Consider the following 26,390-nt stretch of genomic DNA (forward strand, 5'->3'; position numbering starts at 1 on the left):
GTTAACTGGTAACGTTCATAATGCAGTATCTTCTTTTTTCTTTCATTTCTCATTTATTCTGGTGTTGCTGCTGATCCTGTTTGTCTTTCTTTGACTGGTAGATTCATGGCATAGGATACAACACATCTTCATGATTTTCTTGCAAATGTGAAATCAATGATGATACTTTTATAATTGTACCCGAACCACCTTTTATCAGGCCATGAGAATACATGGGTAACGTAATCCTTTTTAGAGGTAGCGTATGAGTTCATATTATAATGATCCTGATCCTCAGGAAACCAGAGATTGGCTGGAATCCCTTGACGGAGTCATAAAAAATGAAGGTGATGAAAAAGCGGATTATCTTCTTCGTGAATTAACCGACAGGGCCCGGGAAAAAGGTGTTTCAACCTCCCCGGGAATCCTGACGCCGTATGGCAATACGATTCTTCCGGAAGAGGAGGACTCAATTCCTGATGAGTCATTTATCGCTAGAAATGTTTCAGCCTTTGTACGCTGGAATGCGATGGCGATGGTTGCGCTGGCCAATAAAGACGGTAAAGGTCTAGGCGGGCACATTGCCACGTATACCTCTGTTTCCTCAATGTATGAAGTAGGTTTTAACTGGTTTTTCCGCGGGCCTCAGGCTGAGTTCGGTGCGGATATGATCTACTTTCAGGGGCATAGTTCACCGGGTATATATTCGCGTGCTTTTGTTGAAGGGCGCCTGGATGAAGAACACCTCAGAAATTTTCGGCAGGAGGTTGGTGGTCATGGTTTACCATCCTACCCGCACCCATGGCTGATGCCAGACTTCTGGCAATTCCCTACTGTTTCCATGGGCCTTGGGCCTATGGCGGCCATTTATCAGGCCCGATTTATGAAATATATGGACAGCCGGGAGCTGAAAAAAGCTGGTGATCGCAAGGTCTGGGTATTTATGGGAGATGGTGAATCTGATGAGCCGGAATCCCTCGGGGCTTTATCTCTGGCCGCCCGTGAGAATCTCGATAATCTCATTTTTGTCGTCAACTGCAACCTGCAAAGGCTGGATGGGCCTGTGCGCGGAAATGGAAAAATTATTCAGGAGCTTGAAGGCCGTTTTCGCGGTGCGGGCTGGCATGTGATTAAACTGCTCTGGGGCAGCGAATGGGATAAAATCTTAAAGAGAGATACCGAAGGGCTATTGCTTAAAAAATTTGGCAGCATGGTGGATGGTGACTTTCAGACTATTCGGGCCCGTGGTCCGGAATATCTTAGGGAACTGGTGTTTGGCGATGATCCACGCTTACTGGCGCTTGTTGAAGATATCAGTGATCAAGAACTCTGGCAGATGACCAGAGGCGGGCATGATCCGAGAAAAGTCTATGCAGCATTTTCAGCTGCAACCAAGTTTAAGGGGAAACCGACTGTACTGCTGGTGAAGACCATCAAGGGCTTTGGTATGGGCCAGGCAGGTGAATCAGTAATGGTTGCTCATAATGTTAAAAAGATGGATATTGAGTCACTTAAGGCTTTTCGTGACCGGTTCCATGTCCCTCTTGAAGATGATCAGCTAGAAGACCTACCGTTTATCAGACCCAAAGAGGGGAGCTCCGAGGATACGTTCATTAAAGAGCGCCGAAAGGCTATGGGCGGCCCTGTTCCGTATCGTGAGACTGAACACATCCCGCTTGAAGCACCGCAATTATCAGCGTTTAAAGGGGTGCTTGGTTCTTCAAAAGGACGCGAGTTGTCAACGACCATGGCTTTTGTCAGACTGCTCAGTTCTCTTGTTAAAGACAAGGCGATTGGCAAGAATATCGTGCCGATTATTCCTGATGAAGCCAGAACCTTCGGCATGGAAGGCCTTTTCAGGCAACTGGGTATTTATGCACCTACCGGACAGCTTTATGAACCGCAGGATTCTGAGACTATCTCTTGGTATCGTGAAGACCCCAAAGGCCAGATTCTTGAAGAAGGGATAACCGAAGCAGGGGCAATCTCTTCCTGGCTGGCAGCAGCCACGGCACACTCTAATTACGGCGTCCCGATGATCCCGTTTTACGCCTTTTATTCAATGTTTGGTTTTCAACGAATCGGTGATCAGCTATGGGCTGCAGGTGACAGCAGGGCTCGAGGCTTTTTGATGGGTGCAACAGCAGGGCGTACTACCTTAAATGGTGAAGGCCTTCAACATCAGGATGGACAGGCTTTGCTCTTTGCCTCAACATTCCCTACCTGTCTGGCCTACGATCCTACTTTCAGCTATGAGGTTGCGGTTCTTGTTCAGAAGGGCATCGAGCGCATGTATGTTAATGGTGATGATATTTTTTACTATATCACTCTATTAAATGAGAATTATGAGCATCCCGAGATGCCTGAAGGGGTTGAGGAGGGTATCAACAAGGGCATGTATCTCTACCGAAAGGGTGGTAAAGGGAAATTACGCGTGCAACTTATGGGCAGTGGTTCCATTCAGCGCGAAGTTATTGCTGCAGCAGATCTGCTCAAAGCCGATTTCGACGTTGAAGCTGATGTCTGGTCGATTCTGGGCGTTAATCAGCTGCATCGTAATGGTATGGAGGTTGAAGACTGGAACCGCAATCACCCTGAAGAACCTTCTAAAACATCGTATGTTGAAGAACAGTTGGCAGGTTTTGATGGGCCGGCAATTATCAGCACAGATTATGTCCAGGCATACAGTGAGCAGTTACGCAGACTTATTCCAAACAAACTCACGGTTCTGGGCACAGACGGCTATGGCCGCAGTGATGCCCGGGAGGTGCTGCGCGATTTTTTCAAAGTAGATAGATACCATATCGTTGTGGCAGCCCTTAAAGCGCTGGCTGATGAAGGAAGTCTTGAGCTTTCAACTGTCTCAGCAGCAATTAATAAATACCCAATTAATCCGGATGCACCTCATCCGATAAACCGCTAGTCTTGTACGTAAAAAACACGGAGGGAATAATGGCTGTTGAAAAGATAGTGGTGCCTGATTTCGGTGATGTTCAGGAGATTACTGTTGTTGAGGTGTATATCAGTGCAGGTGATGTCGTTGAAGTGGAAAGTCCGATAATTGCTCTTGAGAGTGAAAAAGCGGTAATGGATATTCCGTCACCACTTGCCGGTGTTATAAAAGAAGTGCATATAAAAGAAGACGATACGGTCAGTAGCGGTGATCTTATAGCTACAATCGAAACAGAAGCAGTCGCTGAAGAACCTGCTGAACCTGCTGAACCTGCTGAGCCCGCTGAATCTGTTGCTGAAAAAGCTGCTGAACAAAAGGACGATGAGCAAACAGAGGCGAAATCTGAGCCGGTTAAACCTAAGGCGAGTCAGCCAGTCACACCGGAAGTTGCTGAATCTCCCGAAGCGGCTGAGTCGGGGGCGTTTCACGCAACACCATCGGTACGTGCCTATGCTCGGGAGCTCGGAGTCGAGCTTGGTAGCGTAACTGCAACGGGACCTAAGGGCAGGATTGTTAAAGAAGATGTGCAGGCTTTGGTGAAGAAGGCGATGAAAACCGCCACTGCACCGGGCTCGGGTAGCATGCTTGCTGTAGATGAACCACCACTTGAAGATTTCAGCGTTTATGGAAACGTGGAAGAGGTGGCTCTTGGCCGCATCAAAAAGATATCCGGACCACATCTGCACAGAAGCTGGGTAACAATTCCTCATGTAACGCATGCCGATGAGGCGGATGTTACAGAGCTTGAGGCGTTTAGGAAACAGATAAATTCGGAAGCAGGGGATGATGATATCCGGTTCAGCCCCCTGGTTTTTATTGTAAAAGCGGTGGTGGCAACGCTCAAGGAGTTTCCGCTGGTTAATTGTTCTCTGGTGCCTGGTGGTGCAAAAGTCATTTTAAAGCATTTTTATAATATTGGTATCGCAGTAGATACACCAAATGGTCTTGTGGTACCGGTAATTAAGAATGCAGATCAGAAAGGGATGCGTGAGATCGCAACAGAATTGAAAGCACTCAGTATAAAGGCACGGGACGGAAAGCTTGCCATTAACGATATTCAGGGTGCGACCTTTACCATTTCGAGTCTAGGCGGGATTGGTGGAACCCACTTTACACCTATTGTTAACAGTCCGCAGGTGGCAATCCTTGGCTTATCACGAAACTTTATGAAGCCTGTATGGGATAAAGAAGAACAGCAATTTGTACCGCGTTTGACGCTTCCGTTCTCATTGTCCTATGATCACAGAGTGATTGACGGTGCGGATGCAGCCAGATTCTGCAGGTCTCTGGCTGTGTCTATTGAAGATCTCAGGAGGGCATTGCTCTGAAATTAACGATATCAACAAAAAAGTGTGAATAATTCTTCGTTTTCTGTAGAATGTGCTTTGGTTGCTGTTGAAGTTGGTGCTAGGAGGCTGTCCAACAATAGAAATTTTCGTTCAAATCGAGGCAAACTCGAAAAATTACCGCAGGCATATATATAATATCTCAATGTCTCGTTCCTCGCTTATCGGAGGATAATTTTTCGAGTTTAACGAAGATATGGGCGAAAAGACCATTGTCGGACAGCCTCCTAGGCAGTGTGTTGAGTGTCTACAGTTAATGAGTGGATTTTTCTACGTCGCTTTAAGGAGAAACTATGTCTACGGATACTAAATATGATGTTGTTGTTCTCGGTGGGGGCCCTGGTGGCTACACAGCCGCATTTCGTGCCGCCGACCTCGGTCTTTCAGTCTGCCTGGTAGAACAGGCAAACCGACTTGGAGGTGTCTGTTTGAATGTCGGTTGTATCCCTTCAAAGACGCTTCTTCACGGAGCAGCTGTAATTGAGGAGGCCGAAGAAGCTGCCGAGTTTGGTATTACTTTCGGTGCTCCTCAGGTCGATATCGACGCCTTTCGAACTCACAAAGAAGGCGTAATTGAGAAACTCACAGGTGGTCTGGATCAGCTTGCCAAAGCGCGTAAGGTTACCCGTGTTGTCGGTAAAGGGGCATTTAAGGATACAACCACCCTTACCGTTGAAGGTGATGAGGGCAGTAGTGAGATATCATTTACAAACTGTATTATCGCCACCGGTTCACATCCATTTATGATCCCCGGCTTGCCGGAAGACGAACGTATCTGGGATTCCAGTGATGCGTTGGCGCTGAAGTTTGTACCAAAACGGTTTCTTATTATCGGTGGTGGTATCATCGGTATGGAGATGGCCCAGATTTATAGTGCGCTCGGTTCAGAGATCACTATCGTTGAGATGCTCGATCATATTATCCCGCCAGCTGATAAGGACCTTGTTCAGCCTCTTTTCCAGAAGTTGAAAAAGAAGTATACCATTCTTACCAAGACAAAAGTAACAGAGATTGTAGCAAATGATAGCGGTATTCAGGCAAGCTTTGAAGGGGCTAAGGCTCCTGAGGGCGGCGAATATGATGCAGTTCTTGTAGCAGTTGGCAGAAGACCGAATACAGAAAAATTCGGCCGCGAAAATATCGGTCTTGAGTTAAACGATAAAGGTTTTATACCTGTAAGTGAGATGCAGAAGACCGCCATTCCTAATATCTATGCGATCGGCGATGTCGTTGGTGAGCCGATGCTGGCCCATAAAGCGACCCATGAAGGAAAGGTAGCCTCTGAGGTTATAGCAGGTCATAAATCGGCATTTGACCCGATGACAATTCCTTCGGTTGCCTATACGCATCCTGAAATTGCCTGGATGGGGCTGACCGAGAAAGAGGCCAAGGCCCAGAAAATTGATTATAATAAAGGTAAATTCCCATGGGGAGCCTCAGGACGTGCGCTCAGTTCCGGAGCTGCAACAGGTGTTACTAAAGTGTTGTTTGATAAGGAAACCGGGCGTATCTTAGGCGCAGGAATCTGCGGTCAGAATGCTGGAGAACTTATCCATGAAGCGGTCTTGGCGCTTGAGATGGGTGCTGATGCTGAGGATATCAGTAAAACTGTCCATGCTCACCCGACGCTTTCTGAAACTTTCGCCTTTGCAGCGGAAATAGTTGACGGCTCTATCACAGACGCGTTACCTTCCAAGAAATAATTTATTTATACGTTTATATTTTGATATTGAAGCGGATTGCCTGTTTGTCAGGTAGTCCGCTTTGCACGTAATCTGTATGAGTAACACAGATAATTCTTTATTATTTCTTATGCTTTCCCCACCTTGATTCAAATCACTAAAGAACAGCACAATATTGTCCATCACAAAAACGGACATGCTCTTGTCAGCGCCGTTGCCGGCTCAGGTAAGACTACCACCATGGTTGCGCGCGTTCATCATCTGCTCAAGGAAGGTTGTAAGCCTGCAGAATTGATGGTGCTTATGTTTAATCGTTCGGCGCGGGACGGATTTGCAAGGGCACTTAACACCAAACTTGCTGGAACGCGCTTATCGATTCCGGAAGTGAGAACATACCACTCCCTCGGTCTTCGCCTGGTCGAGAGTTTTACCCGAAAAGGTGTTTTGCCAGCTCGTAAATTGATTACTGATGAGCATATAAAAGAAAAGCTGGCCAAACAGGTCCTGAACTCCGCCTATAAAGAGGAAAACGGTAATCATGCCTGGGTGAGTAAAGAGGATCTCGAAGAGTTTTTGCGCTTTATCGATCTGGTAAAATCAAGTACCGAGAGCGGTTCAGCATGTTTTGAGCGAGAAGGCTTTCGTAAGAAATATGCATATTTCATAGATGGATTCAGCGTGTTCGAAGAAGTGCGTGAGCAACAACGCATTCGCTTCTTTGAAGACCTGCTCCATGAACCGCTGATGGCAATGCTCGATAATAGTGATCTTGCAGAGTGGGTGAGCAACAGGGTTGAGCATATCATTGTTGATGAGTATCAGGATATCAACGAGGTCCAGCAGCAGTTACTTAAAATACTCGCGGGTTCACGGGCAAAAGTCATGGTGGTCGGCGATGTCGATCAGTGCATTTATGAGTGGCGCGGCGCGCGGCCTGAATATATCACCAACCGTTTTCAGCACGATTTTCAAAAACCTCGAAACTATACCCTGTCCTATACCTTTCGTTATGGACACAGGCTCTCACTGGCTGCAAATCACCTGATCAGTAACAACAGGATGCGGGATAGAAAACTTTGCATCTCAGCTGACGATAACTTTGATACCAGAATTATCAGATACGAAGAGAAAACGATTCATCCGATTCTGAAAATTATCCAGAGATGGCAAAACGAAGGGCGGTCATTGTCTGAAGTTGTTGCGCTTGTTCGTTTGTTCGGCCTGAGTGTGCCTCTTGAACTTGCTCTTTTAGAGGCGGATATACCGTATCGGCTTGAAGGACACGAGCAGGTGTTTGAGTGCCGCGAAATCCTGGCACTTACAGGATATCTCAAGCTCTGTTCAGGCACATTGCAGGATGAAGAACAACAACTACAAAAAGATCATCTGATAGCGATGCTCTCACAACCCCATCTGGGAATTCGTCAGGAAGAACTTGAAAAGCTGGCGACCGAGATCAGTACCAACCTGTTAGAAGCACCGGATCGTATATTGTGGACAATCCACAGTGATATGCCAGCGTTTATCAAAAAGAAAATAGTCAAAACTGCTGAAGACTGGGAGTGGCTGATGCGTAAATCAGCCAATAAACGTGCTGATCTGCTGCTTACTGAAATTATCTCATATCTTGATTTGTATGAGTTTTATGTGAAATTCTCTTCGCGACTTGCGACTGCCGAAAACAGAATTGAGACCTGCAGATCCTTTGTAGAGTTCGCCTCCCGTCAGAAGCTGTCGGTTAATGAGTTTTTAGCTAAACTGGATTCGTTAAAGCGTCCGGTAGAGGCTGAAGTAGAGAATTCCCTGCTTATAACCTCGGTGCATAGGGCCAAAGGACTTGAATGGCCATTAGTGATAATTCCCGGTTTAAAAGACGGTTCTTTTCCGTTTACTGCAGAAGCTGGAGATGGGAAAGGGAAGGATACGAACAATCTGGAAGATGAGCGACGGCTTTTTTATGTCGCGATTACCAGAGCAATTGAACAGGTAGCCTTAATTCATCCACCCGATCATGTACTCAAAAAACGTGCAGAAATGGGGATGGGGGTAGCGCCTGTAGATTTCAGCCAGGCAAGTCGGTTTTTATTCGAAGCGAATCTATGGCTAAGTGACAAGGTGGGGGAACAGATTGTTACAAAAAACGTTGCTGATGCTAAAAACTTAAATGTTGTGGATATCAGTATTGCAAATGATTACTTAAAAAAAATCAACGCAGCAGTTCCACAGATAGAAAAGAGAAAAACACCAACAGAAAAAAATACCGTAGTACGAAGAACCCACACCTTACGAACTTCAGATCTCGCCAAAGGATTAAAGGTAGAACATAAAAGCTTTGGCGAAGGAAAAATTGTGGAAGTACTGGACCGAAGCCAGGGGAGGATACGTATTGCGTTCACCGATCATGGCGAAAAAACGCTCCTGCTCTCGTTTGCCCCGCTAGCCGTGATAGTATAGATAGTAATCTGCGGTATACAATGTGTTTAATCATCAAGTGCCAGTCTGGCGCCGATATAGATCATCACCGAGCCGGTGAGTGAATCAAAGATCCTGCCGATTTTTGGCTTTTCAAGCCAGTTTCGCGCTTTATCAATCATTGACGCAAGCAGACATTGGTAGACCATTGCGACCGTGAAATGAATTGCGGCAACCATCAGTGCCTGACCAAGCGGCTTTTGGACCGGGTCGATAAACTGCGGTAAAAACGCCATATAGAAAATTATTGTCTTAGGGTTTAAGACATTTGAAAGGAATCCTTCGCGAAACGAGCGCCAGCTGCTAAAGCTTGCCTGAGCTATTTCGGGGGAGGCAAATTGAAATCCTCCACTGTTCCCAATAACTTTTCTCCAACTACTGATTCCAAGCCATATAAGGTAACAGGCACCGACGGTTTTAAGCGCAGTGAAAGCCCATGCGGTCTGGAGCAGGAGGAGAGAGATACCAAGGGCCGAGATAGTGGCATGGACAAACAGGCCGCTGCAGATTCCAAGACTGCTCACCGCACCGTCCCACCAACCGCCTCGTGCGCTGTTTCTGATTATCAGCATAGTATCAAGACCCGGGGTAAGGGTTAGCAGGGTCACTGCAATTAGGCAGGTGAGAAAGGTATGTAAATCCATGGTCACAACTCCGAAAACAGGTGGATTGAAAAATATACTATTATAATTGAATCAATTTACAATACCTCCAAAACCTGCTCCGGAAAAGCAAAAAACCGGCTGAAGAATGGTAGTTTCTTCAGCCGGTTTGTACTTCGAATAGCTCGATATAAGGTAACGCTTAGTAGATCTTTCGTTTGTTAAAGTTTGATCCGATTACATCATAACTGTTTTCCACAATGAAAAGTGCATCTTCATCGATGGTGAATACAGCTTCTTCAAGACGTTTCAACAGAATATTGTTTGTTATGGTCATTAGAATTTCCTTATCCTGACCAGAGTATGCTCCCCTGCCTTGAATCAAGGTCGAACCAAGCTTGAGTGTGTCGCTGATTGAATCAGAAATCTGCTGCGACTTCTCGCTGATCACATAGACGATCTTTCTCTGGTTGAACATTGTCAGACAATAATTCAGTGATGTTGATGTAACTGCGGTCAGGATGACGGATGCAATAAATATATCGGCTCCATACTGGGATATGACCAGTGAGAAGAGCAGCATGTTGAAGAGCATAAAGGTTTTGCCGATCCCGAGATTAAAATATCTATTGAGAATGATAGCAATTACATCAAGTCCGCCAGCGGACCCGATTGAGCGTAAAAGCACTCCACTTCCAGTGCCTATTATCGCACCGCCGGCAATTGCTGCATAGAGTTGGTCTGTTATACCTAAATCAACTGTAATCAACTCAGAAGCGACAGTAATGAGTAAAACAGAATAGATTGTATACAGTATAAATCTGCGACTTACGTATATCCAGCCAAGAATAAGCAGCGGGACATTCAAAACGAGATACCAGATACCCGGAGATAGCAGGTCAGTTTTATAAAAAATAAAGAGGCATAAACCGTATAGGCCGCCGGGAATAAAATTATGATGAACAACAATGCCGTTCATACCGACAATGTAGATGAGTGACCCAACGGTGAGCAGCACGAGATTCCATGCTACGGAGTATTTTAAGTCGTTTAATTTAGAACCCATGGCTTTTAAACAAATGTATGTGTAGAGTTTATTGATTGTTTTTGCGTGATTTTTTATAGCCAATCACTACTGAAAGGGGACGCTATATAAAGGAAAATTACAATCAGGTCAATTGTTTTTTTTGTCAGGATGGATTTTTTACGATACAACACATATTCACGATGTTGATGGGCGTACTCGAATAGTAGCAAATTATACAGGTTACAAAAAAAATATTGAGTTATCAAAGGAGAATACCATGCTGCTTGACATACTTAAGAAGCGTAGATCTATTCGGCAGTTTGAATCAAAAGCGATAGAACAGGATAAGATCGATTATCTGGTTGAGTCGATGTTGCGTTCGCCGTCTTCAAGGAGTCTTAACCCCTGGGAGTTTGTAGTGGTACAAGACAGCAAAACACTTGAAGCATTATCTAGATCAAAGCCACATGGAGCAGCATTTGTAAAAAATGCGCCATTGGCCATTGTCGTCTGTGCTGATCCGCAAAAATGTGACGTATGGATTGAGGACACTTCTATTACTTCTATCATGCTTCATCTTGCTGCGACTGATCTCGGCCTTGGTAGTTGCTGGGTACAGATACGGCTTCGCGAACATGATTCATCAAAAATGGCTGAGGAGTATATTGCAGAGTTGCTGGGGCTCGAAGAAGGGATGGTGGTTGAGGCAATTATCCCTATAGGTTATCCCAAAGAAGAAAAAAGTGGTCATGCAACAGAATCACTGTTGTATGATCGAGTGCATTATGAGAAGTTTGGCAAAAAAAATAGTTGATTCTTTAGGTGCGCCAAGCGATTTTCTATTTGTCACCTCATGGTAATACCCTTGCTGTGAGGTGTTTTGTTGTGTTAAATTTGAAACAAGCAGTGCCTGACTGATAGATAAAGTATTTTCTGCGTTCGGATTGAGTGAACTTTGTATGAACCGGGAGGTATCATTACTTATGATCACAGTTCAAAAGACAACAGCAAACATTGCCGCATGGAACTTGAAAGGATATCACGGAATCACTGATGACCGGATCGAGAAACAGATAAACGGGCTGGCCATGCTGGATGCTGAGGTTGTAGCTCTGGTTGAAATTAATCCGTTGGCAACTCTGGAAAAAATTCAATCCGGCCTCTCAAAGCTCGGGGTAAATTATCAGAAAGCCCTGCTACAACAATCAGGAAAACTGCATATTGGTGTGCTCTATAAAGATGGTATTGAAGCATCTAATCTGCGCTTGGTGGAAGGTTCAGATCTTGGTGATCCAGAAAAGCGAAAGGCGTTAGTCGTTGATCTGAAAATCGGAAAATTTGATTGCACATTGATTGTTGTTCATCTGAAATCCGGTAGAGAAAAGTCTTCGCAAAGACTTCGGGATGAGCAGGCAAAGGTGATTTGTAAGTATATAGAGGAGTGCAGAGTCAGCGGACGTGAAGATATTATATTAACCGGTGATTTTAATATGATACCCGGCCAGGATATTAGTAATTTCCATTACCTCGGCGGGGATGATGTGATGGACTTCATATCTTCCTGGGACTTGCAGGAACGCTTTTCACATATCATGGAGAAGGGCAGGGCAAACCTGTTGGACGGATTTGCCATTACCCGTACCTTCAGCAAGGAATATATACGTGGGAGTCTCCGGGTGTTTCCGATGCATTGGAGTATGGATATAGGCAGAGAGCATTATAAGGATGAAGTTTCAGATCATCTGCCTTTTGTGGCTACTTTCAGGGTTGACCGGGATGCTGATTAGTATGCATGAGTAATTCAGATAACTTCACGGTAAAACGTCTGCAGCTACTGTTTTTATGATACATTTCGGAAGCTAAAGAAAAAACACGATATTTTCATCTATTTCACTATGCTTGCAAAGGGTGACGACATGAAGAAACGTTCTGATTTAATGCGTGTTAAACATGGTAGCTCACGGAAAATATTGCGCCTTGCGTGTCTGGTAATTGTAACTCTAACTCTGATATTGCCGGGAGCGGTTGGGGCGGATGAAGGCATTTTTGAAATAGATGGAAACTTTAAGATAGAGAGACCGTGTAAAGGGTACACGTCCAAAAATACACACTCTGGTGAAGTCGATCTGGAGGTTAATAACATCTACGTAGCCAAATCAGAAAATACCAGAGTTAATGCAAGCCATGTGCGGCTAGTAGTTGATGGAAAGCAAAAATGGGCGGCCCTTGATTGCGGCAATTATGCTGGAGAGAAGCCGCCATTTAAAAATAATGAGAACCCTCAGCCTGAACCGCCTGCTGATTGTTTGAAGTTTTTTGATGATGAGAACAATCCAGTGAATGTCGGATTTGGCGGAAATGTTGATATCACACCTTCAGCTCCACCAATTGAACCCTTTGGAGCTGACGTTAATACGATGTGCGGAGCGCCTGGTAAAAAAACCAACAGGAACGAGTTCAAGGCACTCATGAAAAAGCACCCCGCCGTACTCGCGGATCTTATGAGTTTTACTGGTGGTAAGGTGTTTCCTAATCGTGCAGCTCAGCAGGATCCCGAATCGTATCTCGAAGAACTTACGCAGGCTTGGTATGCATTGAGCGCTTTTGATCATATATATTGCGGTGAACCAAAATCTAATGGCAATATTGGTGGTTTGCATTACCAGGGACGTTACCAGCAGTTGCAGGAAAGTGGGGAAGCGTGTCGCATGCCCAACTATCCTAAAAATGAAGTTGTTCCGGGCAGTATATACACAATGGGTGTAAATATGAATTTTTCCGGAGGTAGAACGTCGAGTGATCAGATAAAAGGCTATGGTCTGACATTAAGCGCCAGCGATATTCTGCTGGCAGCGACACGGGCATTTGTAGAGAATCCAACCTCAAGTGCTGCCAGCACAGGGTGTATTCTCGATCTTACGGATGGCCAGGTGAAAATGAATACCGTGTTTGTCAGAAGGGCAAAAGGGATTCGGACATTCTATCCCGATGCGACACCTGATCTTAATCGAAATCCTTACTGCTCAAGCCCAATAGTTTTACCAAAGGTAGATGAATTAGATCCAGTTTGCGGCGGCACTTCAGATGGCGGACAGGTCATACGTGCGGGACGTTTCCAGATTCGTGTAATCGGCTCTGATGAAAATGGATTTGATATGCGTGTGACAGAGTGTGAATAAGTCTGAAACTCTCATATAGACTAGTGCTCTGTAAACCTTTACCTATCGGATCTTGTTCGCCCTTTTAGCACACTGACTTCGTTTCTCATTCAGTCACATAGCGCTGCTATGCTCCTTCATTCGTGCCTCGCAGTGCACTAAAATTGCCGAACAATCTTTGCGACATTTAAAGATTTACACAGCACTAGAAGCATGCATAAGGATTGAGGCCAAAGGTAAAAAAACTAAGTTTTCAGCAGTTTATTGCATTTTCAATGCAATTTACTCAGTCCTCTCCCCTTTAACCTCAGTCCTTTTGTTGTGTTTTCAAGGATCCCACGCAATCTGTAAGGCTGAGGTTTTGACTTATGGGTAATAGGCATTCCTCGTACAGCCTTCTGGGAAATCAGTAATGTGGTGGTCGCTCATTGGCCACTTCACTGTCCACACCTGAAGCCGAAATGAATTCCTGAAGTTTAGCAAATTCTGCCAGTATCTTATCTAGTTGTACCTGTTGCCGGATTATTACTTGATTGAGGGTTTCTACGGTTTGATCCTGATACTCATGTTTTTCTTCAAGTACACGGATTCTATCTTCTAATTCACTGGACATAGGGACCTCCCTGCGACCATTTACTAGGAGGCTGTCCGACAATGGCTTTTGCCCAAACTCTTCGGAATTTTCAAAATATAATGCTCACAATATCAGGTGTATGGCTGTGATTATTTTTTGAAATACCTCGATTTTGACCAAAAATCCTATTCTCGGACAGCCTCCTAGGATCGCTTTTTTACGTATAAGTCTATAACTTTGCCAAGTTTTTCACTTGTATTAGAAAGCGCCTGAGCCGCCGGACAGTCCGGCGCGAACTCTGCTACAGGCATATAAGCCCTGAGCGCTTCATCTACAATTTCATCATACGGAATTTCGCCAAGCTCGGGAAGATAAATTCCAAGATATTTTGAAGCGAGTTTACGAAGCTTTAAGAGGTTGATTTTAGCACCGGACCCTACCTTGTTTACCACAAGTAACGGATTGAAATTATTAAGTGCAAGCTGTGCCTTTTCGCGTGAACCCTCCTGAATGGATTCGGCGATTTCAAAAACCTGGCTCAGTGAATCAAATTTGGTCTGACGCAGGGTGCGGCCGACATCACCCATTGAAAGAAAACTTCCCAACGCCTTGCGAATGGTTGCAAGCTGCAAAAATGTATAGAAGTCCATAATTGCGGTGGGTTCCGGGCTGGTCACGCAGATCTGAATGTCTGCATACATAAAGAAGTCAAGTGCATGATAGTTTGTGCCTGCACCTACATCTATAAGCAGCACATCCGTATCAATTGTACTTAGACTCCGCAGCAGTCTCTTTTTTTCCTGAAACGTCATGTTGGCTGTGTGCAGAGTGTCACCTGTACCGGGAATCAGCTGTACTCCATAGAAATTGAGGGTATGAATAAGATCTGAAATATTTTCTGTTTTGCGCGTGAGGAAATCAGTCAGGGTACGATCCGGTTCAAATAATCCGTAAAGTATATGAATGTCTGCACCACCAACATCAAGGTCAATCACACATACACGTCGACCAGCTTTTGCCAGCAGCATGGCGAGGTTGGCAATTACCATGGATTTACCGGTGCCACCTTTGCCGGATCCGACTGAAATTGTAATAGTCATGAGCGTTCTTGTTTACCGGGAGTGCATCAGTTTTTATTGTTGTGCCGCTTTTTTCGAATTGTGTGGATCTTTTGTGCCCGTTTCATGATTACGTCAAGAGTTACCTGCCCGGTGTCTGGGCCACTCCAGAGAATCCAGCCTTCTTTTGCTTTTAGTACCAGCATGTTATTTTCATGATAAAGAATTGCTTCTGACAGATCATCGTCATCAGGTTGAATTACAGGCACAGGTACAGGTTGAGGAGAGACAGCATCCTTTTTACGCACGCAATTCCAGCATACGTTTTCATCGTTACTTTCAAAGAGGTTGAGTGCCCCTCCGCATTCAGTACAGAATTGCATAGAGTCTGACTGGTAAATGTCGTGTTAATGTAGTTTTCACGATGGTAACCTGTAAAAATATTATCAGGATTAGAGCGTGTTACGCGTTGTTGTCAGCGCAAGTAATTGCCTTCTCCTTATAGAATACTATAAAGCAGGGTGTAAAAGGAAACGGCGAGCAGAGAATTCGTAGTACCAGGGTACAGCGCTCCTTCTGGATATATCACCAGAAAATTACACACTGACATTTCTTATCGGCTTGGAATGTTGAAACTTTTAGAAGTTGATGAAGAAATACAGAAATCCGCTGGTGAGATTCTCAAGTACATACGGTGGTAATGACTGTCGTAATTGTATTTCTTATCTCGCTGGAGCCTGTTACCATATGCCGGATGATATGTGATGAAATTCCCTGAATACCATTTATGGAGGTGTAGGCAGTATGGCTGTTCGTCTTTTACTTATTGCTGTTTCAACGTGTTTTGTCGGGGCGCTGGTATATGCTGGATGTGTTATCTGGCCACTGCAGATGTTAAAACCAACAGGGCTGATAGCAGCGATAAGCGTTTCATTTGGCTGGGCGCTTGTAGGTGCAGTGTTTCTGGATAGTAGAAAAAGCAGAAAGGACTAAGGGTATAGGACTAAGGACTAAGGTTAATGCTGTAAGCTCAGTCCCCAGTCCTGTCTTTATTTCAATATTTGCACAGCATTACCAAAGCTTGGTAATGTTACACTCAGGTCGCCCTCAAAGAAGTAATCTGACATCCCGGCTGGCAGGGTTGGATCCATATTGAATTCAAAGATTGTGCCGCCATTTGCTTTAACGAGTCCAGGCAGACCGGCTGCCGGGTATACCTTGGCAGATGTACCGATTACCATAAGCAGGTCACAGTGCTGGAGAAAGATATTGATCTCTTCAAGTCTTCTGACTTCCTCGCCAAACAGAACAATGTTTGGTTTTAACGGCTGATTACATCCGTCACAGGTGGGGATGGTATCCATATAGTAGTGCTTATCTTCAACCGGCTCAACAAAGCCGCAGTGGATGCACTGGAGATGCTGGTGATCTCCATGGATCTCAAACACAAATCTGTTGCCAGCACTCTGATGAAGATTGTCGATATTCTGGGTGACGATACCTTTCAGGTAACCCAACTCCTCAAGACCGGCAAGCGCATGGTGAGCTTTGTTTGGTTGTTTATCAATCAAGCCTTTTCCTAGCTCACGGTATAGCCCCCACGCTTTTTCAGGATTTTGCTCAAACACATCAATGGTAGCATATTCTTCGGGAGAGAATTTGGTCCAGAGCCCGCCTGGACTGCGGAAATCAGGAATGCCACTGCCAACTGAGATCCCGGCACCGGTAAGTGCCGCGACAGCTCTGGCAGAAGTGAAGGTTGAGACAGCATCATTCAGATATTCTTCATTATAATTGGGTATAATCGTTTTCATGAAAAGCTCCGTCAAGGGATTGCCGGCACCCCGGTTATTTCAAATAGTTCACTGTTCGGGTATTTGAATAATGAATCAGGTGATCTCTACTGTAACGGCGATCAGTGATCTATTCAACAATTCTACTTTCATTTACCATTCATGAAGCAGCCACTCTTGCAAAAAAATATCTCAGGTCGAACAATCAAGAACGATGCATATTTCCAGCGAGTTGTTGCGGGCTACTATACTGTTTTTTATTATGCTTTATTTGCTCTGTAAACTTGCTTCACCATTCTGCCTATCTTATTATTGAGGTATGGTTTGAGTCAAGCTACTGGAAAACGCAAATAATTTTAAAGAGGTACTTATGAAATGCCCAGACTGCGGGACTGATAGTTTTTACGTCAAAGACCCGGAAGACCAATACAACATTTCTGAGTTTAACCTTGAAAAGGGAAAAATCGAATATGTTGACCCGGATGGCGATGATGAACGAGTAGAGGTATTGGAAGATACAGAGGTTTTCTGTAATCGATGTGCATGGCACGATAAATTTAAGACGTTAAAATAACACGCTGAAGAAAAAAGAGGCTTCAAACAGGAATTGACTTCTCACTGGTCGTGAATTTGACTGGTGAACATACGAGAAAAAGGTGAATACATGACAGAAAAAGCGCAAGCAGCTCAAATGACAAATCTGGACCCTCATTGGAAATGTGGAAATTGCGGTAATACTCTTCAGGCTCCTGCTGCACCGGAAACATGCCCAAGCTGTTCAAAAAAATGCGAATTTAAAGATGTCAGTTGTTACACCCCTGATTGTGGCGGTCCTGGAAAAATTGATCCCAGGTTGCTATAGCATCAAATTTCGTTGAAAATATCGTATGTTCAACGAAGACAAGCATTGGTGAACCGGTAAGCATAGTACATACCTGCTTACTGGTTTGTTCGAATGTTCTTCGGGAGTGTTACTCATCCGCGTGGTTTTTATCTGTCCTTTTAGAGTGTGCAGATGTGTCTTCATCAAGAAATGCACGTATCTCAGAGGCCAGTGGTAGGGCGTCAGTTTGAGATTTTCCATATTCCAAGTTAAACGCGTAATCGAAATCTTCAGGGTTGAGGCCCTGATTGTGCTGTAAAATTGTTTCGATCTTGTCGAGTGCTTTTGCAACTTGTGCCTCTTTAGATGTCGCGTTCTCGTACTCGTCCCAAAGTGACAGGAATTCGGATTGGAGATTTTCCGGTAATGGTTCGATAAGGGATTGGAAATCTTCTCGTTCATGTGTTGATTTTGGGGCGGAATGATTTTGGGATGGTGCCGGGATATCTCCGTTAATCGCCTCTCCAAGATCATGCAGGATACAGATCTTCAAGAGTTTCAGCAGGTCGATATCAGGGAGCATGTCGGAGAAGGTGATAGCAAGCAGGGTTAACCGCCATGAGTGATCGGCAACACTTTCAACTCGTCCTTTGCTGGTATAGGCTAGACGGATGGTGTCTTTAAGTTGTTCAGCCCTGCGTATGAATTCAAGTCGGTTATGTATTGTTACGTTCTTCATTTTTCTGATGATTGGTTTCTAAATCTACGAGTAAATCCCACTGCACAGGTACTACGACAATTGTAAGTAATGTGGCAGAGCAGAGGCCGGTTACAAAGGTCATCGCCATACTACCCCAGATTATAGAATATTCAGGTATGCCAAGCGCCATGGGCAGCAGGCCGAGAGTTGTTGTGAGTGTTGTCAGGAGGATTGGCCGCAATCTGATGTTTGTCGCAAGCAGCAGCGCATCGCGCTTTGCCATTCCCTGCTGGTAACATTTATTGAGAAACTCCACTAACACAAGCGAATCGTTTACGACCACCCCTGTCACGCCGACTATGGCAACAAAACTATTGATGGTAAATAGGGTACGGGAAAAAAAGGTGCCATAAATAACGCCGGTTACGGCAAAGATAACTGCCGAAATTATGATGAGAGGTTGCAGATACGAACGAAACTGAGCTGAAAGGATGAGGTATATGAGCAGTATCGCAATTATGAAGGCATAGGTGAGTGACAGAAATGATTTCTGGGTAGACTCATGTTCGCCAGAAAAATTGAGTGCAGCGCCGGGGAATTCACCCCTGATTGTGTTGTAGTAATCGCGTGTTCGTTTGACCACCATTGCGCTTGATATCGGCGCTCCCGGTTTGATGTTTGCTGTAAGGGTAATGGCGCGCTGGTTTTGAAACCTGTTGAGGTATCCGGGTTCTATGGAAAACATCGGTTCGCAGAGATCACTGAGCCGTATGGTTCCGCTTGGATGATCGATTACGGGAATATCAAGTGCATCTATCATCTGTGAGTTACCGCTAAAACGTGTCTTCACCTTAATATCAACTATCTCTTCAGGCAGCCTCATCTCTCCGACAATCTGGCCATTTAGAACTGATGAAGCCAGTCGTGCAACTTCGGTGAGGTTCAGACCCCATTCTGCGACACGTTCTTTATTGATTTTGATTCGAAAAATTCTCCCATTACTTCCCTGATCATCTTGCAGATCGAGTAACCAGGGTGCGATATCTTCCTGTTGTCTCAGAAAATTTTCGAGCCTGGTTGCAAGCAAGGCGACATTGTTTGCAGCTGTTCCCAGAATCCTTATGTTGATATCCTTGCCTGAAGGCGGGCCATCTTTTTCAGGGCGGATTGACATCGTTGTGCCTTCAGGGATGTGGCGTTTAAGTTCTTCCCGCATGTAATCCAGATGGGCGATGACATCATTTTCCGGATAATCGGCAAAACGACGTTTTTGTGACTGTGGCAAGGTTACTGCCACATGACCGAGATTATTGCCGTATTGCGGTGAGTAATCCTCATTGATATAGAATCCTGAAAATCCCAGTGCAGATTCATTCATCTCTTCACCTTCGGCCATCACGGCTTTAGCAACCTTTTTCACCAGCGCATCTGTTGTATAGATCGGTGTACCGGATGGTGTGGTGAGCTCGATATAGTAGAGTGAATAGTTATCAGGAAAGAACTGAATACGCACAAGATTACTCGTCCCCAGCACTGAACTTGCAAACATGTATATTGCTACTGCAAAGCTTGCTGCAAGCAGCAATAGTGCAGATATCCTGAATCGTATAGAGAGCAGGATAAGAGTGTTGAAGAGCCTGCGGGTGGCGGTCATGAATATACCTTCCCGAACAGCTTCAAGGTAACTGTGTAGATCAGGCAGGTTATCGGTGTGACAATCTTTGATATCTTTGCGTGGCCCGAAGTCGAGGTAATGGCAGGGGAGAATTAATAGGCATTCAAGCAACGAGGCTATAAGTGCAAACACGATCGTTTTAGGGATGATTTCAAAGAAATCACCTACCATCCCTGTCATGATAAGCATCGGTAAAAAGGCAACGCCGGTGGTGAGAGTAGCGGAGACGACTGGCAGAAAAACTTCAGAAGTTCCAGTGATAATTGCTGCTCGAACCTCTTTGCCTGCCTGGATATGACGGTAGATATTTTCTACAACGACGATGGCGTCATCAACAATAATTCCTGAGACGAGTACGAAGGCAAAAAGCGAAACTTCATTGATGGAGTTCCCGGTAAGGTACATAAAAACCATGGTTACCAGGAAGGCAAACGGAATGCCGATGGTTGTAAGTGCAGCGTTCCTGAATCCCATAAACTTCCAGATGATTAGGCATACCAGCACAATACCGAGAAGCAGGTTAACACCAAGAACGCGGATAGAGTCATGAATTTTATTACTTGAATCCTGGCTGACCGTGAGTGTAATCCCCTCACTGGAATACGAGGACCTAAGCTCATCGACGATGTTACGAACCTCATCAGCAATAAAGAGGGCATTACCGTTACTGGATTTAAGAATCTGAAGGGTAACACACTCAACGCCGTTGACGGAGGCGATAATAAATGGATCGCGATAGGTGAAATATCCGTCGTCCGCAATATCGGCTATGCGAATAAATGAACCATCACTGTCGGTGCGGATAATGGTAGAGAAAACGTCATTGCGTGTCCTGAATTGTTCATCAACTTTGATGATAAATTCGCCATTGTCTGTTTCAGTATGGCCGGCCGGGAGATTGATATTTGCAAGTTGTAGTATTTGAGTAGCTTCATTGAAAGTGACACCGTAGCGTCGCATTTTCTCCGGTGAGAGCAGTACATGGAATTCTCTGGTGTATTCACCTGTGAGTTTTGTTTCTTTTACTCCATCAATCTGGCTTAAAGGGATTTTCATTTCCTCAGCCACCAGCGAGAGGGTGGTGTTGGAATGTTTGCCCGAAATATTTACACTGATCGTTGGAAACCAGTCGTTTACATCAAGGAAGTTAAAAACAGGAGGTTCTGGCAGATCGGGAAGGTCACCAACTATGGAGAGCACTTTTAACCGTACATCATCAAACCTTTTTCGATAGTCACTGTCATCGGTAAATTTTATTACGATATTTGAACGCTCTCGATAGGATACGGAGCGAATGAAATCAAGATCTTCAACATCTTCAAGAGCTTCCTCAATCTCTTTGGTAATGAGTGTCTCTACATCTTCAGGAGAGGCGCCGGGAAGAAATGTGTTGATGTACATCTTGCCGAACTGAATGTTGGGATATCGTTCGACCGGCATACGCAGCATGGCAAACGCACCAATCAATATCAGCAGCACAAAGAGTAGATTGAGCACAACTTTCTGTCTCAGTGTGAAATGAACGAAATGGTGCATGCCGCTGTGTAATTTCATGGCAGAGGGTATCTTCTTACTGGCTCAGTTGAGGTGTTGTTTGAAAGGATTGACCCGGTTGCAGCGTTTCTCCGGAAACTATAGCTGATTTTCCATTTTCGGTGGTACCAAGATAAATAACCTGAACACGTGATCCGTCAGGCTGTACCAGCCATGTTGCCTCATATCGATTAATCAGTGCGGATTTTGGCACAATAAACGATCGTGTAGTTTCAGGGCTGACAAATTCTAATTCAATGCGCATTCCGCCCCGTAACGGTTCTGGCAGGTCAGGCTGTGTTGCATTGACGATGAGGTCGATATGAATTTTTCGTGTTACGGCATCAAATACAGGGGAACTGCGATATACAGTGCCGGTAACGTTTTTATCGATATCTGGTAGGTAAAGACTCAGTTGTTGTTGCACAGAAATTGCCTGAAGTTCGCTATAGGTCACGGCAAGAGGGACAATCAGCCTCGTGAAATCACCAAGACGGGCTACAGGTTTACCGGCCTGTATATATTCACCGGACTCAGTAAATCGTTCGATCACCTGCCAGCCTTGCGGAGCGGTAAGCGTGTGTTGTGAATATCTTTCCTGAAGACGAGTTGCTTCGTTTTTTAAATTTTTAAGGGTGAGTCTGTGCAGGTCTGCGGCAAGGTTAACCTCATCGAGACGCGCCTGGGGAGTTGATTTCTGGCTGAGCAGGGTTGTGTAACGCTTAAGGGATTTTTCTTCTTCCTCAAGTTGCCGTATGGTCTGTTGCCGGGCAATAGCATTTGCTTCAATGTCCAGTTGAATAAATGTCGTGTCTATTTTGACGAATTCTCCGCTTTCGGGTACGCGGTCGCCTATATCGCCATAAATTTCCAGACACCTGCCGCTGACCTCGCTGGTAACAGTCATTTCCTGTCGGGGATAAGTGAAACCTGTCAGTGTAATCGTGCGAAGATACGGTTGTAGTTCAAAAATTTCGGCGGCGATTAGTTGCGTGCCTGGCAGAACGATCCAAACTGCAAGAAGCAGCATGAGTGGTATTCGTTTTGGAAATAAGTAATGTAGAGGAACCATAATTCTCCCTGTTTGAGAGGGGCAGGTATGTAGAAAAAATATCTTTAATAAACAGGTATAAAGGATGTTGGTATCATTCTAACACCGGAGTCCGGAAACACAAGGCTAGAGCTGATGAACTGTGTTCTGTTCAGCTTTCTTGGTTAATTATGCTGAGAAAAATCTATAATTTTGCCAAGGAGATAGTGCAGATGATAAGCTTAAATTAGCACGATTCGCGTATGCTCCGGTACAACTGGAGAAGTGGAGTCTAACGAATCTATATTTTTTTTAGATACCCTTTTGTGAGAGGAGTATATGAATAAGCGAGTCGAAGATCTCATCAATTCTATCAAAGAACTGGAAAAAGAACTCTCAGACGAGTTTGAAAAAGAGCTGATTGGAATGCGGGAACGATTAGAATATTCCATTGAACAAGGCAAAGTGAGGTTCAGGCAGCAGGCAATTGCCGCCCAGCGTTCCCTGAAAAAGGATGTGTATCACTATCTCAGGGAATCCAATATCATATTCATTGTGTCAGCCCCGATTATTTATGCCATGATAGTTCCCCTGTTATTGCTTGATCTGTTTTTGAGCGTGTATCAGGCTGTATGTTTTCCACTGTATCGGATCGCAAAAGTTAATCGAGAAGATTACCTGATTGTTGACCGTCAGCATCTTGCCTATCTCAATATGATCGAGAAGATTAACTGCATGTACTGCGGTTATGGAAACGGTTTGCTTTCATATGGACTGGAGATTGCTTCCAGAACAGAAGCGTTCTGGTGTCCGATAAAGCATGCGAAAAGACCACGTGATGCGCATTCAAGATATCATACATTTTCAGAATATGGTGATGCCGCAGGATATGAAAAGCGACTCCGGAAATCACGGGAAGCCAGGACTACCTCTTACCCATAAGTCAAAACTCCTATTCTCGGACAGACTCCTGAAGATTGCGTGGGATCTTTGAAAACACAACAAAAAAGGACTGAGGATAAAGGAATTGGAACTGAGCAAATTACATTGAGAATACAATAATCTTCTGAATTACTCAGTCCTTTTACCTTAGGCCTAAGTCCTTAAGCCCGCTTCCAGTTTATGAATAATAACGAAAGAACAACAGATTGCGGGCTTATGCATTTAATGGGGAAGTGTTAATTGCTTCGCCTCTTTAAAACTGATCAATTTACCACTATCCTCATCCCATAATGTGAGTAGAATGTTGTGCAATCCGCTGATGAGCTGAATGGGTGTGATTTTTTGCAGTTCAGGTACAGAGTCATAGCATTCTTTGAGACGGTAATTGGGGATGCGTGGTGCAAGGTGGTGGATATGGTGGTAGCCGATATTCCCGGTGAACCAACGCATGATTGCAGGCATTGTATAAAATGAACTTCCTTCCATTGCGGCCTTGAGACGATCCCACTCGCTGTCATGCGCCCAGTAAACTGATCTGAACTGATGTTGAACATAAAACAGCCAGACGCCTATTATGCTCGCCCCGATCATCATGGGGAGTAATATAACAAGTGATGCTTTCCAGCCGAGGGTGAGAAAAAAGGCGAGTACAACTATTGTGATCATGGCATTGGTAAAGAGTACATTCAGCAACTCTTTTCTTCGAAACCCGTGTGATGGAAATCTGTTAAGAACTAAAAACAGAAAAGGCGGAGAGACTACAATCATAACGAGTGGATGCCTGAACATACGGTAGAGCATCTTTTCTTTCCAATGAGCCTGTTGATATTCTTCAACAGTCATCAGCCAGACATCTCCCATGCCTCGCTTTTCAAGGTTCGCAACATTGTTATGGTGAATACCGTGGGTTCTCCGCCAGTCCATATACGAGGTAAAGGTGATTACTCCAAGCATATTACCAACCAGGTTACATGCACGTTGAGACTTGAAATACGATGCATGACAGCAATCATGAAAAATAATGAAAAGTTTTATGACCACAGGTGAGGTGATGGCAGAAATTGCAAATATCAGCCAGAGAGAAACTTCGATCTTGAGCAACACTATCATGAAAAGTATAGATGTCAGGTAAATGCCTAGTGTCACAATGAGTTGAGTAACTGATTTTCGGGTATCCGGTACGGTGAATTGTCGGATTGATTTTCGTATTTCTGTAAGTTCCATAATCATACTGAGATAGAGTTGGGTGAAAAAGAGAATCGCAACTATGTTAAAAATATTTTAGCAAAAGAAGGTGGAGGAATTCAAGTTAACGGCAGGGATAATCGTCAATTGCCTGAAATTTTAAAAAGCAGTTGAACATTGTGGTATCACACGTTGATTCTGCATAATTTTTTTCAAAAGTTTATGTGGGCGGGAGATGTCGGAAACTAGACGATAATATCGATGAACTCGCCGATATCTGATGCGGATGTGGAAGGTTGCACAACCGCCTGAGGCGATTGTGCTCTAGGTGTAGATTGTATGGATTCAACGGATTTAAGTAGCAGTTCAAGAGCGAGTTCCGGTTGTCGGTTGGCAGACCTGAGTGATGAAAGTGCCGAATTATATTGTATTGCGCTGAGACTGCCTGAGACATTCATGATGACATCCTTGTGTTTAACAAATGAGCTATAACTAAATAATAATGATACTTTTAAGGGAAGTCAAAAGAGCCCTGAGGAAATCGATAATTTCATTCTGCTGATGAGTTGAAGGTGTCAGTTATGCTTGCACTGCCTGCAGGATACCTGATATGCATACTGCTGATAGAAAACAAAGGGATACATGAACCCGGAATGTACAATGAAGAAAAGGAACGCGTACTATGAAGATTATAGGTGTTGCAGCAAGTCCTCGTAAAAATAAGTCTACGAACTTTCTACTTGAGCAATGTTTGGATGAAGCAAATAAGACAGCGCAGGAATCAGGTATACATCTGGATACTGAACTGGTCGATCTGGCAGGGATGAAAATTAACGGCTGTATATCATGTGATGCATGTAGAAAAGGTCTGCTTTGCAGTCAGCAGGATGATTTTCAGTCGCTCATTGGAACATTCGCTGATCCTGAAGTTGTCGGAATAATCATGGCTACGCCTGTATATATGGGGTCAATGACAAGTCAGGCCAAGGCATTTATTGACAGGTCGGTTCTTTATAGAAGAAATGGTTTTATGTTCAGGGACAAACTGGGTGGGGTGCTGACTGTCGGTGGTTCCAGAAACGGTGGCCAGGAGTTGACTATTCAGGCAGTGCATGCAGCGATGATGATTCACGGCATGATCGTCGTTGGAGATGGAGAACATTTTGGTGGCACTGCATGGGGCAATCACCCGGGTGGCCATGAAGGTGATGCAACCGGTATTGCAACCGCGAGAAAGCTTGGCAAACGAATAACTGAGGTCGCCAGCAAATTTCAGAGCTGATAAGCGCTAGCTCTCATCCTGAAAGAAGTGCAAGAACAAGCCGGAGTTAAAATCCGGCTTGTTATGTTTACATGAGCTAATCAATCAGCCGGGCTGAATTGCGATTTGTCTACACCGCAGACAGGACAGTTGAAGTCCTCCGGAAGATCTTCAAAGGCTGTTCCCGGTGCAATATTCTGACCAGGCTCACCTTGTGCAGGATCATATTCATACCCACAAACATCGCATACGTATTTTCCCATGATACACTCCTTGTGTGATAGGTTATTCAAAAAGCAACACTCAAATTTCTAAAATACTTTTCTCTAAAAGTCTTTAAAAATCGGGAATCAATCTGTTTCATTCGAGCCCGCATTTCTCATGAGCCTTATGAATACAAACTCAAATCCTTGATTTCATGTTGAAGAAATGACTGTCTCAAATAAGAGTTCGTTTTGCGTTTTAGATCAAAAACTCACCTTTTAGGTGAATAGATTTTCTCGTAGATGCAGCGTTAGAAACCTCTTGCGATAGTTTACTGCAGCGGCGCGGCTTGTGCCTCGACCTACGAAAAACTGTATTGATGATAAATCCGGG

At 44.5% G+C, this 26,390-nt stretch carries 24 protein-coding genes; 12 read left to right on the forward strand and 12 right to left on the reverse strand.

What is annotated here, in order from left to right; all coding sequences use genetic code 11:
* Positions 1-244 precede the first annotated feature (244 nt).
* The 4 genes from aceE (at position 245) to FCL46_RS01120 (ending at position 8,414) form a co-directional block, all read left to right on the forward strand.
* The gene (aceE, locus tag FCL46_RS01105; RefSeq protein WP_136809801.1) at positions 245-2,902 is read left to right on the forward strand and encodes a pyruvate dehydrogenase (acetyl-transferring), homodimeric type; all 2,658 of its coding nucleotides are present in this window, start codon (positions 245-247) and stop codon (positions 2,900-2,902) included.
* Between the two features lie 29 nt (positions 2,903-2,931).
* Entirely contained in the window at positions 2,932-4,260 is a 1,329-nt protein-coding gene (locus FCL46_RS01110; RefSeq protein ID WP_136809800.1) for a 2-oxo acid dehydrogenase subunit E2, read from the forward strand.
* Between the two features lie 311 nt (positions 4,261-4,571).
* The gene (gene lpdA, locus FCL46_RS01115; protein ID WP_136809799.1) at positions 4,572-5,981 is read left to right on the forward strand and encodes a dihydrolipoyl dehydrogenase; all 1,410 of its coding nucleotides are present in this window, start codon (positions 4,572-4,574) and stop codon (positions 5,979-5,981) included.
* 123 nt (positions 5,982-6,104) lie between these two features.
* The gene (locus FCL46_RS01120; RefSeq protein WP_136809798.1) at positions 6,105-8,414 is read left to right on the forward strand and encodes an ATP-dependent helicase; all 2,310 of its coding nucleotides are present in this window, start codon (positions 6,105-6,107) and stop codon (positions 8,412-8,414) included.
* Positions 8,415-8,440: 26 nt separating this feature from the next.
* Here FCL46_RS01120 and FCL46_RS01125 read toward each other — a convergent pair whose 3' ends face one another.
* Together FCL46_RS01125 and FCL46_RS01130 are read right to left on the reverse strand one after the other, a co-directional pair.
* Positions 8,441-9,076 (reverse strand): LysE family translocator, encoded by a 636-nt coding sequence (locus FCL46_RS01125; RefSeq protein WP_136809797.1) that lies wholly within the window; start codon positions 9,074-9,076, stop codon positions 8,441-8,443.
* 160 nt (positions 9,077-9,236) lie between these two features.
* Complete coding sequence (locus tag FCL46_RS01130) at positions 9,237-10,100, reverse strand: YitT family protein (protein ID WP_136809796.1); 864 nt, start codon at positions 10,098-10,100, stop codon at positions 9,237-9,239.
* 238 nt (positions 10,101-10,338) lie between these two features.
* On the opposite strand from FCL46_RS01130, the gene FCL46_RS01135 reads away from it, so the two are divergent.
* From FCL46_RS01135 to FCL46_RS01145, 3 genes are all read left to right on the forward strand, one after another.
* Complete coding sequence (locus FCL46_RS01135; RefSeq protein ID WP_136809795.1) at positions 10,339-10,875, forward strand: nitroreductase family protein; 537 nt, start codon at positions 10,339-10,341, stop codon at positions 10,873-10,875.
* A gap of 169 nt (positions 10,876-11,044) precedes the next feature.
* Positions 11,045-11,848, forward strand: coding sequence for an endonuclease/exonuclease/phosphatase family protein (locus tag FCL46_RS01140; protein WP_136809794.1), 804 nt, complete (start codon positions 11,045-11,047; stop codon positions 11,846-11,848).
* Positions 11,849-11,977: 129 nt separating this feature from the next.
* Positions 11,978-13,240, forward strand: coding sequence for an EndoU domain-containing protein (locus FCL46_RS01145; RefSeq protein WP_167506021.1), 1,263 nt, complete (start codon positions 11,978-11,980; stop codon positions 13,238-13,240).
* A 385-nt stretch (positions 13,241-13,625) separates the two neighbouring features.
* Here the strand turns inward: FCL46_RS01145 and FCL46_RS01150 are convergent, their stop codons facing one another.
* The 3 genes from FCL46_RS01150 to FCL46_RS01160 all read right to left on the reverse strand — a co-directional run bounded on the left by FCL46_RS01150 (position 13,626) and on the right by FCL46_RS01160 (position 15,234).
* A complete protein-coding gene (locus FCL46_RS01150) occupies positions 13,626-13,832 on the reverse strand; it encodes a SlyX family protein (protein WP_136809792.1) in 207 nt (68 codons plus the stop codon).
* 164 nt (positions 13,833-13,996) lie between these two features.
* Positions 13,997-14,893 carry a MinD/ParA family ATP-binding protein gene (locus FCL46_RS01155; protein ID WP_136809791.1) on the reverse strand — a complete coding sequence of 299 codons (897 nt, stop codon included), beginning with the start codon at positions 14,891-14,893 and terminating at the stop codon, positions 13,997-13,999.
* Positions 14,894-14,919: 26 nt separating this feature from the next.
* Positions 14,920-15,234, reverse strand: a complete 315-nt coding sequence (locus FCL46_RS01160) for a hypothetical protein (protein WP_136809790.1) — start codon at positions 15,232-15,234, stop codon at positions 14,920-14,922.
* A 421-nt stretch (positions 15,235-15,655) separates the two neighbouring features.
* Between FCL46_RS01160 and FCL46_RS01165 the strand changes: the two genes are divergently transcribed.
* The gene (locus tag FCL46_RS01165; protein WP_136809789.1) at positions 15,656-15,844 is read left to right on the forward strand and encodes a hypothetical protein; all 189 of its coding nucleotides are present in this window, start codon (positions 15,656-15,658) and stop codon (positions 15,842-15,844) included.
* A 56-nt stretch (positions 15,845-15,900) separates the two neighbouring features.
* Here FCL46_RS01165 and FCL46_RS01170 read toward each other — a convergent pair whose 3' ends face one another.
* Positions 15,901-16,665 (reverse strand): SIR2 family NAD-dependent protein deacylase, encoded by a 765-nt coding sequence (locus FCL46_RS01170; RefSeq protein WP_136809788.1) that lies wholly within the window; start codon positions 16,663-16,665, stop codon positions 15,901-15,903.
* Positions 16,666-17,014: 349 nt separating this feature from the next.
* Here FCL46_RS01170 and FCL46_RS01175 point away from each other — a divergent pair, with 349 nt between their 5' ends.
* Together FCL46_RS01175 and FCL46_RS01180 are read left to right on the forward strand one after the other, a co-directional pair.
* Positions 17,015-17,218, forward strand: coding sequence for a hypothetical protein (locus FCL46_RS01175; RefSeq protein ID WP_136809787.1), 204 nt, complete (start codon positions 17,015-17,017; stop codon positions 17,216-17,218).
* A gap of 90 nt (positions 17,219-17,308) precedes the next feature.
* Positions 17,309-17,506, forward strand: coding sequence for a rubredoxin-like domain-containing protein (locus FCL46_RS01180; RefSeq protein ID WP_136809786.1), 198 nt, complete (start codon positions 17,309-17,311; stop codon positions 17,504-17,506).
* 109 nt (positions 17,507-17,615) lie between these two features.
* Here FCL46_RS01180 and FCL46_RS01185 read toward each other — a convergent pair whose 3' ends face one another.
* From FCL46_RS01185 to FCL46_RS01195, 3 genes are read right to left on the reverse strand one after another with little or no spacing between them, the layout of a single operon-like run.
* Complete coding sequence (locus FCL46_RS01185; protein ID WP_136809785.1) at positions 17,616-18,206, reverse strand: HD domain-containing protein; 591 nt, start codon at positions 18,204-18,206, stop codon at positions 17,616-17,618.
* Positions 18,184-21,396: an efflux RND transporter permease subunit gene (locus FCL46_RS01190; protein ID WP_217909544.1), complete on the reverse strand. Its 3,213-nt coding sequence runs from the start codon at positions 21,394-21,396 to the stop codon at positions 18,184-18,186. The genes FCL46_RS01185 and FCL46_RS01190 overlap by 23 nt, the downstream gene beginning before the upstream one ends.
* 16 nt (positions 21,397-21,412) lie before the next feature.
* Positions 21,413-22,447 carry an efflux RND transporter periplasmic adaptor subunit gene (locus FCL46_RS01195; RefSeq protein WP_136809784.1) on the reverse strand — a complete coding sequence of 345 codons (1,035 nt, stop codon included), beginning with the start codon at positions 22,445-22,447 and terminating at the stop codon, positions 21,413-21,415.
* Between the two features lie 297 nt (positions 22,448-22,744).
* Here FCL46_RS01195 and FCL46_RS01200 point away from each other — a divergent pair, with 297 nt between their 5' ends.
* Positions 22,745-23,347 (forward strand): hypothetical protein, encoded by a 603-nt coding sequence (locus tag FCL46_RS01200; RefSeq protein WP_136809783.1) that lies wholly within the window; start codon positions 22,745-22,747, stop codon positions 23,345-23,347.
* Positions 23,348-23,569: 222 nt separating this feature from the next.
* Here the strand turns inward: FCL46_RS01200 and FCL46_RS01205 are convergent, their stop codons facing one another.
* Complete coding sequence (locus tag FCL46_RS01205; protein WP_167506020.1) at positions 23,570-24,571, reverse strand: fatty acid desaturase family protein; 1,002 nt, start codon at positions 24,569-24,571, stop codon at positions 23,570-23,572.
* Between the two features lie 206 nt (positions 24,572-24,777).
* The gene (locus tag FCL46_RS01210; protein ID WP_136809781.1) at positions 24,778-24,990 is read right to left on the reverse strand and encodes a hypothetical protein; all 213 of its coding nucleotides are present in this window, start codon (positions 24,988-24,990) and stop codon (positions 24,778-24,780) included.
* 224 nt (positions 24,991-25,214) lie between these two features.
* Here FCL46_RS01210 and FCL46_RS01215 point away from each other — a divergent pair, with 224 nt between their 5' ends.
* Positions 25,215-25,814 (forward strand): flavodoxin family protein, encoded by a 600-nt coding sequence (locus FCL46_RS01215; RefSeq protein ID WP_136809780.1) that lies wholly within the window; start codon positions 25,215-25,217, stop codon positions 25,812-25,814.
* A gap of 80 nt (positions 25,815-25,894) precedes the next feature.
* Here FCL46_RS01215 and rd read toward each other — a convergent pair whose 3' ends face one another.
* Entirely contained in the window at positions 25,895-26,056 is a 162-nt protein-coding gene (gene rd, locus FCL46_RS01220) for a rubredoxin (RefSeq protein ID WP_136809779.1), read from the reverse strand.
* Positions 26,057-26,390 lie beyond the last annotated feature (334 nt).

This window comes from Desulfosediminicola flagellatus, from assembly GCF_005116655.2.
Lineage (GTDB): Bacteria > Desulfobacterota > Desulfobulbia > Desulfobulbales > Desulfocapsaceae > Desulfopila > Desulfopila flagellata.

Coding starts and splice junctions, on each gene's coding strand:
- FCL46_RS01170 (WP_136809788.1), bottom strand. CDS start 16,665: ATGAAAACGATTATACCCAATTATAATGAAGAATATCTGAATGATGCT.
- FCL46_RS01125 (WP_136809797.1), bottom strand. CDS start 9,076: ATGGATTTACATACCTTTCTCACCTGCCTAATTGCAGTGACCCTGCTA.
- FCL46_RS01180 (WP_136809786.1), top strand. CDS start 17,309: ATGACAGAAAAAGCGCAAGCAGCTCAAATGACAAATCTGGACCCTCAT.
- FCL46_RS01205 (WP_167506020.1), bottom strand. CDS start 24,571: ATGGAACTTACAGAAATACGAAAATCAATCCGACAATTCACCGTACCG.
- FCL46_RS01155 (WP_136809791.1), bottom strand. CDS start 14,893: ATGACTATTACAATTTCAGTCGGATCCGGCAAAGGTGGCACCGGTAAA.
- FCL46_RS01160 (WP_136809790.1), bottom strand. CDS start 15,234: ATGCAATTCTGTACTGAATGCGGAGGGGCACTCAACCTCTTTGAAAGT.
- FCL46_RS01185 (WP_136809785.1), bottom strand. CDS start 18,206: ATGAAGAACGTAACAATACATAACCGACTTGAATTCATACGCAGGGCT.
- FCL46_RS01150 (WP_136809792.1), bottom strand. CDS start 13,832: ATGTCCAGTGAATTAGAAGATAGAATCCGTGTACTTGAAGAAAAACAT.
- FCL46_RS01135 (WP_136809795.1), top strand. CDS start 10,339: ATGCTGCTTGACATACTTAAGAAGCGTAGATCTATTCGGCAGTTTGAA.
- FCL46_RS01140 (WP_136809794.1), top strand. CDS start 11,045: ATGATCACAGTTCAAAAGACAACAGCAAACATTGCCGCATGGAACTTG.
- FCL46_RS01175 (WP_136809787.1), top strand. CDS start 17,015: ATGAAATGCCCAGACTGCGGGACTGATAGTTTTTACGTCAAAGACCCG.
- FCL46_RS01215 (WP_136809780.1), top strand. CDS start 25,215: ATGAAGATTATAGGTGTTGCAGCAAGTCCTCGTAAAAATAAGTCTACG.
- FCL46_RS01130 (WP_136809796.1), bottom strand. CDS start 10,100: ATGGGTTCTAAATTAAACGACTTAAAATACTCCGTAGCATGGAATCTC.
- FCL46_RS01110 (WP_136809800.1), top strand. CDS start 2,932: ATGGCTGTTGAAAAGATAGTGGTGCCTGATTTCGGTGATGTTCAGGAG.
- FCL46_RS01165 (WP_136809789.1), top strand. CDS start 15,656: ATGGCTGTTCGTCTTTTACTTATTGCTGTTTCAACGTGTTTTGTCGGG.
- FCL46_RS01145 (WP_167506021.1), top strand. CDS start 11,978: ATGAAGAAACGTTCTGATTTAATGCGTGTTAAACATGGTAGCTCACGG.
- FCL46_RS01190 (WP_217909544.1), bottom strand. CDS start 21,396: ATGAAATTACACAGCGGCATGCACCATTTCGTTCATTTCACACTGAGA.
- FCL46_RS01200 (WP_136809783.1), top strand. CDS start 22,745: ATGAATAAGCGAGTCGAAGATCTCATCAATTCTATCAAAGAACTGGAA.
- aceE (WP_136809801.1), top strand. CDS start 245: ATGAGTTCATATTATAATGATCCTGATCCTCAGGAAACCAGAGATTGG.
- FCL46_RS01210 (WP_136809781.1), bottom strand. CDS start 24,990: ATGAATGTCTCAGGCAGTCTCAGCGCAATACAATATAATTCGGCACTT.
- rd (WP_136809779.1), bottom strand. CDS start 26,056: ATGGGAAAATACGTATGCGATGTTTGTGGGTATGAATATGATCCTGCA.
- FCL46_RS01195 (WP_136809784.1), bottom strand. CDS start 22,447: ATGGTTCCTCTACATTACTTATTTCCAAAACGAATACCACTCATGCTG.
- lpdA (WP_136809799.1), top strand. CDS start 4,572: ATGTCTACGGATACTAAATATGATGTTGTTGTTCTCGGTGGGGGCCCT.